The organism is Pseudarthrobacter xylosi, from assembly GCF_055412765.1.
Window position 1 is genome coordinate 315,068 of record NZ_JBVAYT010000003.1, and the last position, 13,222, is coordinate 328,289.

Consider the following 13,222-nt stretch of genomic DNA (forward strand, 5'->3'; position numbering starts at 1 on the left):
TGTGGTCTCCTCCACTTCGAAACTTAAAGTGCCGCCGGCTGCTGCGTGGGCGGGGCTGTTGCCGAACACGCGGGAGCCAGCGGAGTCCTTCTATCTTACGCCAGGAGGCACCTCCCGGCAGCGCCCCGGCGGTCGCCGGGAAGGGTGCCCGCCACCGGCGTTGCTGCGGGATGGTTGGCTTCATTAGGTATCAACTTCGTATCAGGCTCATATCGTTCCCGTTGCAGTTGGGCCGGCAGGCTGGTTTCGGTCCTTTTGGCAGAACAGGCTATGCCATGCTGGAAATCACAGCCGTTCGGGGACCGGCTGACGGGGCCCAGGCCTCACCATTTTACAGCCGGGAAAGGACAGGCCACGAGAGTGCCGGAAACAGCGACCCCCCTCACTGCCAGACGCTCCGTGCCACGTTTCCGTCCGCAGCGGCTCCTGGGTCTACTGCCGGCATTGCTCCTTCTCACCGGCTGCATCGCGGACCCCAGCCCCGAGCCCAACCTGAACTCCAACTCCAGCCAGGCTGTCACCGGCTCACCCGGGGCGCCCTCCACCAGTGCACCCCTGGAAACCACACAGTCGTCTAATAAGGCACCCGTCTACTGGATCGGCCGAAGCAACAACAACGTGTTCCTGTACCGGGAGTTCCGGGACGTGCCGGAGCAGGAGAATCCTGTGACACGTGCCCTGCGGGCCATGATGTCCGAGAAGCCGCTGGACCCGGATTTTTTCACGCCCTGGCAGAATCCCGAGAAACTCGCCTCGTCTATCTCAGGCAAGAACGTCATCACGGTCGACATCTCCGAGGACGCATTTAACAGCAATCTCGACGCTGACATGGCCGCCCGCGCCATCCAGCAGCTGGTCTTTACCGCTACGGCAGCGGCCGCGAGTTCCGGTTTGATCGATTCCGGCCAGCAGATCCAGGTCCGGATCCTGGTGGATAGCCACACAGACTACGTTGCCTTCGACCACGTCCAGCTTGGCGACCCCATGTCCCGGGCTGCCGGCATGGTGGCGCCCGTCTGGATCATCGATCCGCAGGAAGGGACGGACCTGGTGGGCGGAAGCGTCAAGATCACCGGCCGCAGCACGGTTCCGGGCGGTAAGCTCCGCTGGCAGATCCTGAGGGCCGAAGCGAACGGGAACAAGGCGCCATACCTCACCGGGGAGACCACAGCGGCGGCTGAAGCGGCCCAGGCCGGGGTGTTCACGCTTGCGCTTAGCTTGTCCGCCGGAAACTATGAGCTCCGTGTTTCGCAGGTGGATGCCGCCGGCAGCAGCCAGGAGCTGAATGTGGATACGCGGAACTTCAACGTCCGGTAACAGGCCGTATCAGGAGACTGGCGCTGTCCAGCGTCCCAGTACATCGCTGGCCAGGACAACCGCTGCCGGTCCGGCCGTGGATGACCTGAGGACGTGGTGTCCCAGGAGGGCCGTCACGGCGCCGGCATCGCAAAGCCGTGTGACTTCGCGGGGACTGATTCCGCCTTCCGGGCCAACGATGAGCAGAACTTCCAGGGGTCCGGCGTCAGCCTGGGCGCCCTGCCATGATTCCAGGACAGACCGGAGCGGCCGGACCGCGTCTTCGTGCAGGATTACGGCAAGGTCCGCGGCCGCCACTGCCGCCGCAAGGCCTGGCGTTTCGACGGCGGCGCGCACCTCGGGGATCCAGGCGCGGCGTGCCTGCTTGGCCGCCGCAGTGACCACGGACTGCCATTTTGCGTGGGCCTTGGCCGCACGCTCGCCCTTCCAGCGGACTATTGAGCGCTCAGACTGCCAGGGAACTACGGCATCGATCCCGAGTTCGGTTGCCGTTTCCACAGCCAGTTCGTCGCGGTCCCCCTTGGCCAGGGCCTGCACCAGCACCAGCCGGATATCGGGCCGGTCCTCCACGGCGAGGGCGGAGCATTCCACGGTAAGCTCTGCAGGCGACGCCGAGACAACAGTTCCCGTCAGCCGTTTTCCGGCGCCGTCGGCAATGTCCACGGCCTCACCAGGAGATAGCCGTTTCACGGTCACGGCGTGGCGTGCCTCCGGACCTTGAAGGATAAAACGGGCACCGGGCACCAGCTCGTCCAGCGACCCGGCGCCGCTGAAAAAAACGGGATTGCTCACTGTTACAGGTTACCGAACCGGTCCCGCAGCTTGGCAAAGACGCCGCCGCTGGCCGCCAGTTTGCCTTCCGTGAACTGCTCGCCCCGAAGCTTCGCCAGCTGCCGCAGAAGGTCCTCCTGCGCGGCATCCAGCTTGGCCGGCGTCTCCACCTGCAGATGGACCATCAGATCCCCGCGGCCGTAACCGCGCAGGTGCGTCACGCCGAGTCCACGGAGCGTGATGATCTCCCCTGACTGGGTGCCTGCCTTGACGTCGATCTCCTGCAGCCCGTCGAAGGTTTCCAGTGACAGTTCAGTGCCCAGGGCGGCGGCGGTCATCGGAATGTGCAGCGTTGCGTGCAGGTCGTCGCCGTCGCGGGCATAGGTGGCGTCGTTGTTGACCCGTAGCTCCACGTAGAGGTCCCCGGATGGTCCTCCGGCCGGGCCTGCTTCGCCCTGCCCGGAGAGCTGGATCCGAGTGCCCGTGGCAACACCGGCCGGTACCTTGATGGTGAGCGACCGCCGGCTGCGGATGCGGCCCTGGCCGGCACATTCGTTGCAGGGGTCCTTGATAACCGTCCCGAAGCCTTCGCAGCTTCCGCACGGGGCCGCCGTCATCACCTGGCCCAGGATGGAGCGCACCGCGCGCTGGACCTGGCCACTGCCGCCGCAGATATCGCAGCGGACAGGGTGGCTGCCTTCGCGGCAGCATGACCCGCTGCAGGTGGGGCAGGTGACCGCGGTGTCCACATCGAGTTTCCGGTTGACGCCGAACACGGCATCGCGCAGTTCGATCCGGACACTGATCAGCGCGTCCTGGCCGCGGCGGACCCGGGATGCGGGGCCGGAGGAGCCGCCCGCGCCGAAGAACGTGTCGAAAATGTCCTGGAACGCGAAGCCCTGGCCGGAGTAACCGCCACCGCCGGACCCGTTGTCGGTGCCGTTCTCGTTGCCGGTGGTGTCATAGATCCGGCGCTTCTGCGGGTCCGAAAGTACCTCGTAGGCGTGGGTCACGGCCTTGAAGCGGTCCGACGCATCGTCCCCGGGGTTTACGTCCGGGTGAAGAGTGCGGGCCAGCTTCCGGTAGGCCTTCTTGATCTCTTCCCCGGTGGCTTCCGGCGAGACTCCGAGGACGTCGTAGTGGCTGCTCAAAGTTCGTATCTCTTCCTTGTTGTACTGCCGGCAGCAGGGCTGCCGGCACTGCTCTTCGTGACTGGACCGTAGTGCTGTTACGGACCCAGAATTCTTGAAAGGTAACGGGCTACTGCCCTGACGGCGGCCATGGTGGTGGGATAGTCCATCCGGGTGGGGCCCAGCACACCGATCTTGGCTGTGCTGTCTGGTCCGTAGCCCGTGGCCACCACGGACGCTTCCGCGAGCCCGTCGTACGGGTTTTCACGCCCAATACTTACTGTCACGCCCCTCGGATCCTGCGCCATGTCGCTAAGGAGGCGCAGCAGGACAACCTGCTCCTCAAGGGCTTCCAGGACCGGTCCGATACTGAGCGGAAAATCCACATTGGAGCGGGCGAGGTTCGCTGTTCCGGCCATGACCATGCGTTCCTCGCGGCTGTTGTGGGCGAGTGTTTCCAGCCCGTGGGCCAAAGCCTGGGCCGCCGCACGCTGGCCAGGGCTGACGGACGAAACGACCCCCGGCAGCGACGGCGTCAGGCGGCTCAGCGAGATGCCCGCGAGAGAACTGAGGAAGTGTGTCCGCAACGACGCGATGGCGTCGTCGCCGAGGTCCTGGCCGACGTCGATCACGCGCTGTTCAACCTTGCCGGTGGTGGCGATGAGGACCACGAGGACCTGCCGCGGCGCAAGCAGGACGAATTCGATGTGGCGGATGGTAGCGCGGCTCAGATGCGGATACTGCACAACGGCGACCTGGTTGGTCAGCTGCGACAGCATCCTGACGGTCCTGTCCAGGACGTCGTCAAGATCGTCTGCGCCCTCCAGCAGCGCCTGGATTGCCCGCCTTTCCGCCTGGGAAAGCGGCTTTACCGCTGAAATCTGGTCCACAAACAGCCGGTAGCCTTTGTCTGTGGGGATCCGCCCGGCACTGGTGTGCGGGGCCGTGATCAGTCCGTCGTCTTCCAAGGCCGCCATGTCGTTGCGGATGGTGGCACTGGACACGCCGAGGTGGTGGCGTTCCACGAGCGCTTTGGAACCTACCGGCTCGCGGGAGTGCACATAGTCCTCCACGATGGCGCGCAGTACTTCGAGTTTGCGCGGCTCGCTCATACTCCACCTCCATCCGTGGTCACTGCAGGGTTAGCACTCGAGCAGGGTTAGCACTCGACATGCCTAAGTGCTAACAGTCTAATATGAGTCACCCCGTTGTTAGCATTGGTACCGCTCCGGGCGAAATTCCGGGCCAGGATCTAGCGGCGAGGCGGAATCAATCCATGCAATACCAGAACTGGGGTCCGCAGGAGATCACCGCGCCCGTCAGACACGAACTTCCTGAGGTTCCCGTGGAACGCGGCATGGTTCTTGAAGACGCCCAGTCCGGCTGGGTGGGAGCGGTGACCCGGGTGGAGAAGTCTGGCGGCATGCATGTAGTGGCCCTCGAAGACCGGCGCGGCAAGTCCCGGTCCTTCCGGCTCGGCTTCGGGTTCCTCCTGGAGGGGCAGCCCATCCGGCTCGTTCCCCCGGCGCCCAGGCAGGCTGCCCCCGTGGCCGCCGGCCGGACGGCGTCAGGCTCGGTCCGCGTGGCCGGCCAGCGTGCCCAGGTGGCCAAAGCGAGCAGAATCTGGGTGGAAGGAAAACACGACGCCGAACTGGTGGAGAAAGTCTGGGGTGACGATCTCCGCGTAGAGGGCATCGTCGTCGAGCCTTTGCACGGCATTGATGACCTCGCGGGTGCGGTGGCCGCGTTCGGTCCCGGTCCGGGCCGCCGGCTGGGGGTCCTGGTGGACCACTTGGTGCCGGATTCGAAGGAGTCGCGCATCGCTGCCGCCGTAATGGCTTCCCCCGGCGCTGCCGGCAACGTGCTGATCGTCGGCCACCCTTACGTTGACGTGTGGCAGGCCATCCGGCCCGCTGTCCTGGGCATCGAACAGTGGCCCGTGGTGCCCCGCGGGCAGGACTGGAAGACGGGCATCCTGACAGCGTTCGGCTGGCCGCACTCCACGAAGGAAGATATCGGGCTTGGTTGGCAAAGGCTGCTGGGCGCTGTCCGCAGCTACGCGGACCTGGAGGCAGCACTGCTCGGGCGGGTGGAGGAAGTCATCGACTTCCTGACAGTGCCTTAACGCCGGATCCGGCACGGGCGGCGGCATTTGGCGGCTGAACCAGTATTCTTGGTACTGCGGAGGCTGCAGTTGCTTCAGTCCGGCATTCTCCAACCCAGCACCATTGCACTTTCGAAGGAAGAAAACCGTGGCACAAAACGCACGCGAGCACCGGGACGACCACGGCGGCCAGGGCCGTTCCGAGTACCAGGGCGTTCCGGCAAATGCGCTGCCGCTGACGGCCAGCGAGGACCGCCAGTGGGCCACGCTGGCACACTTCGGCGGGATTCTTGGCTGTGTTCCGTCGCTGCTGATCTACCTGATTTTCCGTGAGCGGGGCCCCTTTACCGCCCAGGAATCCAAGGAAGCACTGAACTTCAGCCTGCCGCCCACCATTGCTGCGCTGGTGGCCAATGTCCTGGTGTTCATTCCGGTGGTGGGAAATATTTTCGCTGTCATCGCCACTCTGATCTGGATCGCCCTGACCTGCTTCTCGGTGGCCGCAGGCATCCATGTCAACAAGGGCCAGCCGCACCGCTACCAGTACAACCTCCGCTGGATCAAGTAGTCCCCACCAGCGCGGGGTCACGTTGCTGGCTTTAAGCGTTAGTCGGGCAGGATCCTGCGGACCACGGCGTCGGCCAGCAGGCGGCCCTTCAGGGTCAAAACCAGCGTGCCCTGGAAGGCAGCCGGTGGCTCCACCAGGCCGTCGGCGATGAGTCCGGCCACGGCGTGCCGGCCATGTTCGCCCAGCGTTGACGTTGCCAGCCCCGATACAAGCCGGGCCTCGAGCATCACGCGCTCCACGTCGCGGGTTTCGGCGTCGAGCGTTTCCCGTCCGGCGGCCGGTGACAGGCCCTGCGCGAGCCGTCCGGCGTAGGCCGTGGGGTGCTTCACGTTCCACCACCGCACTCCGCCGACATGTGAGTGTGCACCTGGTCCGATGCCCCACCAGTCGTCCCCGCGCCAGTACGCCAGGTTGTGCCGGCATGCCTGCTCCGGCGTCCGGGACCAGTTGCTGACTTCATACCAGCTGAGGCCCGCAGCACCGATCAGCTGGTCGGCGAGTTCGTACTTGTCGGCGTGGTCGTCGTCGTCGATTCCCGGGACTTCACCACGGCGGATCTGGGCGGCCAGCTTGGTGCCGTCCTCCACGATCAGGGCGTAGGCACTGATGTGGTCGGGCTGGTAGGACAGGGCCGTCTCCAGCGAGAAACGCCAGTCCTCCAGGGACTCCCCCGGTGTCCCATAGATAAGATCCAGGCTCACGGCCAGTCCGGCCTCGCGCGCCCACTGCACCACCTGCGGCACGCGGCTGGGCGTGTGCGTGCGGTCGAGGACTTTGAGGACGTGGGGAACGGCAGACTGCATGCCAAAGGAAACCCGGGTGAAACCGGCGTCGGCCAGCACCTGCAGGGAGGCAGGGGTGACCGAGTCCGGGTTTGCTTCGGTGGTCACTTCGGCGCCGGGTTCCAGGCCCCAGTGCCCGACGGCGGCAGTCAGGATCCGGGCGAGGTCCTCCGCGGGGAGCAGCGTGGGGGTGCCGCCGCCGAAGAAAACTGTGCTCAGGGGCCGGTCCGGAAGACCAGAGTCCCGCAGGACCGTGGCGGCAAAGTCCACTTCGGACACGGCCGTGCTGGCGTAGGCGTCCTGCGACGCTCCGCCGCCGAGCTCGGTGGCCGTGTAGGTGTTGAAGTCGCAGTATCCGCAGCGCACGGCACAGAACGGGATGTGCACGTAGAGTCCGAAGGCCCGGTCCGCCGCACCGTCCACTGCCTGTGCGGGCAACAGACCGTCCGACGGCGCCGGGTCGCCGAGCGGAAGAATGCTAGGCACTGCAGGGGCCCCCGGTGTTGCCGGCCACTGTCATCACTACTTCTTGGCCTTGTCCTTGGACTCGTCAGTGGTCAGCGCAGCGATGAAGGCTTCTTGGGGAACCTCAACGCGGCCCACCATCTTCATGCGCTTCTTGCCTTCCTTCTGCTTCTCCAGCAGCTTGCGCTTACGGGAGATGTCGCCGCCATAGCACTTGGCCAGAACGTCCTTGCGGATGGCACGGATGCTTTCCCGGGCGATGATCCGGGAGCCGATGGCAGCCTGGATGGGTACCTCGAACTGCTGGCGGGGAATAAGCTCGCGCAGTTTGCCGGTCATCATCACACCGTAGGCATAAGCCTTCTCACGGTGCGTGATGGCCGAGAAGGCATCCACCTGTTCGCCCTGAAGCATGATGTCCACCTTCACCAGGTCGGCCACCTGCTCGCCGTCGGCCTTCCAGTCCAGCGAGCCGTAGCCCCGGGTCTTGGATTTGAGGATGTCGAAGAAGTCGAACACGATCTCAGCGAGCGGCAACCGATACCGGATTTCGACCCTGTCCTCCGACAGGTAGTCCATGCCGCCGATAACACCGCGGCGGCTCTGGCAAAGTTCCATAATGGCGCCCACGAACTCATTGGGCGCCAGGATAGTGGCAGCCACCATCGGCTCGCGGACCTCGGCGATCTTGCCGGAGGGGTATTCGCTGGGGTTGGTCACGTGGACCACCTTCTTGTCCTCCAGCGTCACCTCATACTCCACGTTGGGGGCAGTGGAGATCAGGTCCAGGTTGTATTCGCGCTCGAGCCGCTCCCTGGTGATTTCCAGGTGGAGCAGGCCGAGGAAGCCCACCCGGAAGCCGAATCCCAGGGCGGCGGACGTTTCCGGCTCGTAGACCAGCGCGGCATCGTTGAGCATCAGTTTCTCCAGCGCATCGCGGAGCACGGGATAGTCCGTGCCGTCCAGCGGATACAGGCCTGAGAAGACCATCGGTTTGGCATCGGCATAGCCGGGAAGCGACTGCGTGGCGGGCTTGGCAAGGTTGGTGACGGTGTCGCCCACCTTGGACAGACGGACGTCCTTCACACCGGTGATGAGGTAGCCCACTTCGCCCACGCCGAGACCCTTTGAGGGGGTGGGCTCCGGGGAGCTCACCCCGATCTCCAGGAGTTCGTGGGTGGCCCGGGTGGACATCATCTGGATGCGTTCACGGGGGTGCAGCATGCCGTCAACCACACGGACGTAAGTGACCACACCGCGGTACGTATCGTAGACGGAGTCGAAGATCATGGCGCGCGCGGGGGCGTTCGGGTCTCCCACGGGGGCCGGCAGGTCGCGGACGATCTTGTCCAGCAGTACCTCGACACCCATGCCGGTCTTGCCGGAGACGCGGAGCACGTCGTCGGGGTCGCCGCCGATCAGGCTGGCCAGTTCGGCCGCGTACTTCTCGGGCTGGGCGGCCGGGAGGTCGATCTTGTTCAGCACCGGGATGATGGTGAGGTTGTTTTCCATCGCCAGGTACAGGTTCGCGAGAGTCTGCGCCTCGATGCCCTGCGCCGCGTCAACAAGCAGTACTGCCCCCTCGCAGGCTGCCAGCGAACGGGACACCTCGTAGGTGAAGTCCACGTGACCGGGGGTGTCGATCATGTTCAGCGCGTAGCTGGTCCCATCGAGCTCCCAGGGCATGCGGACCGCCTGGGACTTAATGGTGATGCCGCGTTCGCGCTCAATGTCCATGCGATCCAGATACTGGGCCTTCATATCGCGGGACTTAACCACCCCGGTGAACTGCAACATGCGGTCAGCCAGGGTGGATTTACCGTGGTCAATGTGCGCGATGATGCAGAAATTCCGAATGATGGCCGGATCAGTCGCGGCGGGCACCGGGGCGGTGCGGGCCATGGGAGACACGCAGGGTCCTTACTGTTGACATTCGTGCCGCCGCCGCCAGGACGCACCGAAGGCACCCTGCGGCTGGACCGCACATTTGGAACTTCCAGTCTCCCACGTCCGGACGCATCGTATTGCATTCAGGTCAAACCGGCCCGGGGGGGCCCGAAGGTAGTCTTGCCCCATGCCTATCAACCTCCGCTCCTTGGCCAACGCCGTCCGGACATCCGTCAGGTTCCTGCAGAAGTTCCGTTCCGACCCAAAGCGATCTGCAGGAACGGGCACGCCCAAGCCGGCCCGGCAGGCACCGCAGGCCAAGCCGGCCCCGCCCGGCGTCTACCCTGGCGACTTCAACGGCACAGCAGCCATCCGGTACGCCCCGCAGCCCGACGGCAGTCCCGACCCCGGCGAAATTGTGTGGGCATGGGTTCCGTATGAAGAGGACCACAACCGGGGCAAAGACCGTCCGGTTCTCCTCGTGGGCAAGAACGGGCGGTACCTGCTGGGGATAATGCTCACCAGCAAGGACCACGACCACACCGGCAACGGATCCGGAGACTATGTGGACATCGGAACCGGCAGTTGGGACCGTCAGCAGCGGCCCAGCGAGGCGAACCTTCGACGGATCCTGCAGATCAGCCCGGACGCCATCCGGCGCGAAGGTGCTGTTCTGGACCGGAAACGCTTCGATCTCGTGGCTGCAGGCATCCGGCGCCGACACGGCTGGAAATAGCCCGCCAAATGGCCAGCTTCCGGGGGGTCTGCTATTCTATATAGCTGTGTGTCCGTGCAGGTCGACGGCCACTCATGGTTGGTCGCCATAGGTATCCCCACGCCGCTCAGTCAATGGCCAATCTGAAAGCCCTCTAGACCATTTCCGCATTAAAAAGAGAGTTCACACGTGGCTAATATCAAGTCCCAGAAGAAGCGCATCCTTACCAACGAGAAGGCCCGCCTGCGCAACAACGCAGTCAAGTCTGAGCTGAAGACGGCCATCCGCGCCGTCAACACCGCCGTTGAGTCCACCGACAAGGATGCAGCTGCCGCTGCCCTGCTTGTTGCCGGCCGCAAGCTGGACAAGGCTGTCAGCAAGGGTGTTCTGCACAAGAACAACGCAGCAAACCGCAAGTCGGCCATCTCCAAGAAGGTCAACGCGCTGTAAGGTTTCCAGTTCACCTGAACTGATGATTGTGGCCGGCACCCGATGGGTGCCGGCCACACATCTTTAAGCCGCTGGCCGCGACATCAGCAATGTCTAGGCAGCCGCAGTCACACTGGACTCAGTGCCCGCGCACAGAGGTTGCAATGACGGTCACCGCATGTTCAACGGCATAGACGGGATCACGCGAAAGGCCCTTGACCTGGGCATCGGCCTCGGCGGTGGCCTGGATGGAGCGGACCAGTCCCTCCGGGGTCCAGCGGCGTACATCGCGTTGGGCCTGCTCCACGAGCCACGGCTGCATACCCAAGTCCCGGGCAATCTGCGCCGGGGAGCCCTGGGCGCCGGCAACTTTGGCCACCGTCCGCAGCTTGGCCGCCAGCGCCGCCACCAGCGGAACCGGATCGGCTCCCGTGGCAAGCGCGTGGCGAAGGGTGGAGAGCGCTACCGGCCCGTTTCCGGCCATGGCAGCATCCGCGACCTTGAAGGCCGTGGCCTCAATCCGGCCGCCGTAGTAGCGGTCCACCAACTCCGGGGTCACCGCCCCCGTAGCATCCGCGATCAGCTGGCTGCATGCCGCCGCGAGTTCCGAAAGGTTGGCGCCAACGGCGTTGACCAGCGTCTGCACGGCGTCCGGGCTGATCTTGCGTCCGGCTGCCCTGAATTCAGTCGACACGAAGGAGGCCTTGTCTGCATCCTTCTTCAGGGGCTGGCAGTCCACCACCGGCCATCCGCCCGCTTTGACGGCATCGAGGAGCTTCTTGCCGCGGACTCCCCCGGCATGGCGCAAGACGAGCACCGCGTCCGGTTCCGGACGGGCCAGGTAGGCCAGGGCGTCGGCCAGGAAGGCGTCATTCATACCCTCAACGCCTTCGACTTCGATCAGCTTGCGCTCACCGAAGAGTGAGGGGCTGACATTCATCGCAAGGGTCCCGGCTTCGTAACTGCCGGCCGCGAGGCGGCTGACTTCCACGTCCGGGAACGCCGTGCGCACCTGGGCGCGGATATGGTCCATGGCACGGATGCCGAGGTATTCCTCCGGTCCGCCCACCAGGACTATTTCGGCCGGCGTCACGTCCCGCCAGGTGGCCGAGTTGGACGCCGAAGTTCTGGTTCGTGTGGTCTGGGCTGCGGCCATGGTGGATTCCTCCCGGAAATTCTGGTGCAGTGTCTAAGCCTGCCACGGTGGGCCGCCGCCACCAAGCCGGCGCTATGCTGCGCGGTCCCACGCCGGCCTGACCCGGAGCGCCCGACTGTGGCCAACAGGTGCCGTTCCACGACGCCCAGCATCTGTTCTGTCCGGGCGTGCAGTGCCAGGACCGATCGGAACGCCTGATGCGGCCTGACGGCGAGCCAAACACCGGCAAGAGTCAGCATGGAGAACAGCACCATGGTCAGGAGGCCGAACGGTCCCTCGGGCCAGGGCAGCGCAGCCCCCGGCAACCCGGCCGTGATCCGTGCGGTTCCTGCCACCCCGGCACTGAAAGTCCCGGCCACGGCGATCAGGACAGTGGCCAGCCACGGTGCGGCAACCACCAGCGGGACAGCTGCCGTTCCCAGCAACGTCACCGGCGCCACCAGCGGGGCAGCCATCAAGTTAGCAAGCAACGAATACGTCGAGAACTGGGGCTGCAGGAGCACAATCACCGGGCCGCACAGCAACTGAGCGGAGAGCGGGACGGCCCAGGCCGCGGCTGCCCAGCGCGGGATGGCTGCCGGGGTCCAGTCAATCATCCGTCGGCCCAGGACAATGATGCCCAGGGTCGCGAGTACCGACAACAGAAAGCCAAAGCTGGTACCGAGGCCGGGATCGATCAGGAGCAGGCCCATGACAGCGAGGCAGAGGAAACTGAGCCCGCGGCCCATCCGGCCCCCTGCCAACGATGCCACTGCGATTGAACCCATCAGCGCAGCGCGCAACACGCTGGCGTCCGGGCCCACCAACACCACAAACATAGCCAGACCGGTCAGCGCCAGCCCTGCCGCGGGAAGCCGGGGCAGGCGAAGGCTGCGTGCAGCGATCAGCATGGCACCCAGGACCAGGCTGCAGTTTGCTCCGCTGACCGCGGTCAGGTGCGTCATGCCCACCGTTTTCATGGCCGCATTGAGCCCGTCGTCCAGGGCGCTGGTATCTCCGGTCACCATGCCCGGGAGGAGACCGGCTGGATCGGCGGCAAGGAACGACGCACTGGAGACATACCGGACGCGAAGGTCCTTCGCAACCAGCTGCCAGGCCGGGGCGTCGGCATCATCGAGTGCGGCGCTGCTGACGGTCCCGGAACCGGCCCGGGGCGGGAGGGAAGCCGACAGGACAGCGCTTTCTTGCTGGCCTGCGTCCGGTGCCTTCAGCTTGCCGGCCGTCCGGACCACCTGCCCGGGCACCAGGTCTCCCCAGCCCTTGCCGCCCATGACCACCACTGCGGCACGGGTGCGGATGACCTGGCTCCTGACCGTAACCTCCTGCGTCTGCGCCGTTACCGACCACCGTTCGGGCGGCCCCGAAATTCCCGGGACGGTCATGGCCCGCGGGGATCCCGTGACTTCCAGGATGGCCACCACAGAGCTCCCGGCCGCGACAGCTTCGGCAAACGGCCCGTCGTGGCGTTGCGACGAGGAGACTGCAGAATGGGCAGCGGCGGTCGCAGCCAGTAACAAGGCAACCGCGGTGGTCATCAGAAAGCTCCGCCGGCCTGCCAGAAGTCCCCTGCCGCGAGAGGCTCGGATCAACAGCAAAGTGGCCAACAGCACCAAGCCGCTGCACAGCCCTACCAACGCCACAGGGTTAAGCCAGACTCCGGCGACGGCGGCACTCCAGACCAGGAAGGCGGGCAGTGCCAGCCTCACGTCCGTGCGCCGGCGCGGCGCATCCGCTGATGAAGTAGATCGCTCCTTGCCCCGAAGCTTCGCGCCGACGCGTACACCCAGCCTGCGGGCCTTCAGCCCGGCAGACTGGACCGCGGCGTTCTGGAGCCCGGAACTCTGAGACCCGGCTCTCTGTATCCCAGCCCCCGGCGCCAAGGGAACTGCCCGAGATGC

13 protein-coding genes are annotated in these 13,222 nt (G+C 65.4%); 6 read left to right on the forward strand and 7 right to left on the reverse strand.

The window, feature by feature from the left end; all coding sequences use genetic code 11:
* The first annotated feature begins 399 nt into the window (after nt 1-399).
* On the forward strand, nt 400-1,317 hold the full coding sequence (locus ACZY1F_RS09005) for a GerMN domain-containing protein (RefSeq protein WP_463941392.1): 918 nt from the start codon (nt 400-402) through the stop codon (nt 1,315-1,317).
* A gap of 9 nt (nt 1,318-1,326) precedes the next feature.
* Here ACZY1F_RS09005 and ACZY1F_RS09010 read toward each other — a convergent pair whose 3' ends face one another.
* From ACZY1F_RS09010 to hrcA, 3 genes are all read right to left on the reverse strand, one after another.
* Complete coding sequence (locus ACZY1F_RS09010) at nt 1,327-2,109, reverse strand: 16S rRNA (uracil(1498)-N(3))-methyltransferase (RefSeq protein WP_463941393.1); 783 nt, start codon at nt 2,107-2,109, stop codon at nt 1,327-1,329.
* Nucleotides 2,110-2,111: 2 nt separating this feature from the next.
* Complete coding sequence (gene dnaJ / locus ACZY1F_RS09015; RefSeq protein WP_463941394.1) at nt 2,112-3,239, reverse strand: molecular chaperone DnaJ; 1,128 nt, start codon at nt 3,237-3,239, stop codon at nt 2,112-2,114.
* Between the two features lie 77 nt (nt 3,240-3,316).
* Nucleotides 3,317-4,330: a heat-inducible transcriptional repressor HrcA gene (gene hrcA / locus ACZY1F_RS09020; RefSeq protein WP_463941395.1), complete on the reverse strand. Its 1,014-nt coding sequence runs from the start codon at nt 4,328-4,330 to the stop codon at nt 3,317-3,319.
* Between the two features lie 164 nt (nt 4,331-4,494).
* Here hrcA and ACZY1F_RS09025 point away from each other — a divergent pair, with 164 nt between their 5' ends.
* Together ACZY1F_RS09025 and ACZY1F_RS09030 are read left to right on the forward strand one after the other, a co-directional pair.
* Nucleotides 4,495-5,343 (forward strand): DUF3097 domain-containing protein, encoded by an 849-nt coding sequence (locus ACZY1F_RS09025; RefSeq protein WP_463941396.1) that lies wholly within the window; start codon nt 4,495-4,497, stop codon nt 5,341-5,343.
* Between the two features lie 127 nt (nt 5,344-5,470).
* Complete coding sequence (locus tag ACZY1F_RS09030; RefSeq protein ID WP_185260611.1) at nt 5,471-5,890, forward strand: DUF4870 domain-containing protein; 420 nt, start codon at nt 5,471-5,473, stop codon at nt 5,888-5,890.
* Between the two features lie 38 nt (nt 5,891-5,928).
* Here the strand turns inward: ACZY1F_RS09030 and hemW are convergent, their stop codons facing one another.
* Nucleotides 5,929-7,158: a radical SAM family heme chaperone HemW gene (gene hemW / locus ACZY1F_RS09035; protein ID WP_463941397.1), complete on the reverse strand. Its 1,230-nt coding sequence runs from the start codon at nt 7,156-7,158 to the stop codon at nt 5,929-5,931.
* 36 nt (nt 7,159-7,194) lie between these two features.
* Nucleotides 7,195-9,048 (reverse strand): translation elongation factor 4, encoded by a 1,854-nt coding sequence (gene lepA / locus ACZY1F_RS09040; RefSeq protein WP_463914516.1) that lies wholly within the window; start codon nt 9,046-9,048, stop codon nt 7,195-7,197.
* A gap of 163 nt (nt 9,049-9,211) precedes the next feature.
* Here lepA and ACZY1F_RS09045 point away from each other — a divergent pair, with 163 nt between their 5' ends.
* Both ACZY1F_RS09045 and rpsT read left to right on the forward strand, forming a co-directional pair.
* Complete coding sequence (locus ACZY1F_RS09045; protein WP_463941398.1) at nt 9,212-9,760, forward strand: type II toxin-antitoxin system PemK/MazF family toxin; 549 nt, start codon at nt 9,212-9,214, stop codon at nt 9,758-9,760.
* Nucleotides 9,761-9,928: 168 nt separating this feature from the next.
* The gene (rpsT, locus tag ACZY1F_RS09050; protein WP_056340153.1) at nt 9,929-10,189 is read left to right on the forward strand and encodes a 30S ribosomal protein S20; all 261 of its coding nucleotides are present in this window, start codon (nt 9,929-9,931) and stop codon (nt 10,187-10,189) included.
* Nucleotides 10,190-10,307: 118 nt separating this feature from the next.
* Here the strand turns inward: rpsT and holA are convergent, their stop codons facing one another.
* Nucleotides 10,308-11,324, reverse strand: coding sequence for a DNA polymerase III subunit delta (holA, locus tag ACZY1F_RS09055; RefSeq protein ID WP_463941399.1), 1,017 nt, complete (start codon nt 11,322-11,324; stop codon nt 10,308-10,310).
* The gene (locus ACZY1F_RS09060) at nt 11,258-12,859 is read right to left on the reverse strand and encodes a ComEC/Rec2 family competence protein (protein WP_463941400.1); all 1,602 of its coding nucleotides are present in this window, start codon (nt 12,857-12,859) and stop codon (nt 11,258-11,260) included. Before ACZY1F_RS09060 ends, holA begins: the two co-directional genes overlap by 67 nt.
* Nucleotides 12,860-12,920: 61 nt before the next feature.
* On the opposite strand from ACZY1F_RS09060, the gene ACZY1F_RS09065 reads away from it, so the two are divergent.
* Entirely contained in the window at nt 12,921-13,169 is a 249-nt protein-coding gene (locus ACZY1F_RS09065) for a hypothetical protein (protein ID WP_463941401.1), read from the forward strand.
* Nucleotides 13,170-13,222: the final 53 nt, after the last annotated feature.

What these genes read in the sequence shown, in the direction of transcription:
- holA (WP_463941399.1), bottom strand. Translation starts at nt 11,324, where the DNA reads ATGGCCGCAGCCCAGACCACACGAACCAGAACTTCGGCGTCCAACTCG.
- hrcA (WP_463941395.1), bottom strand. Translation starts at nt 4,330, where the DNA reads ATGAGCGAGCCGCGCAAACTCGAAGTACTGCGCGCCATCGTGGAGGAC.
- ACZY1F_RS09025 (WP_463941396.1), top strand. Translation starts at nt 4,495, where the DNA reads ATGCAATACCAGAACTGGGGTCCGCAGGAGATCACCGCGCCCGTCAGA.
- ACZY1F_RS09045 (WP_463941398.1), top strand. Translation starts at nt 9,212, where the DNA reads ATGCCTATCAACCTCCGCTCCTTGGCCAACGCCGTCCGGACATCCGTC.
- ACZY1F_RS09060 (WP_463941400.1), bottom strand. Translation starts at nt 12,859, where the DNA reads ATGACCACCGCGGTTGCCTTGTTACTGGCTGCGACCGCCGCTGCCCAT.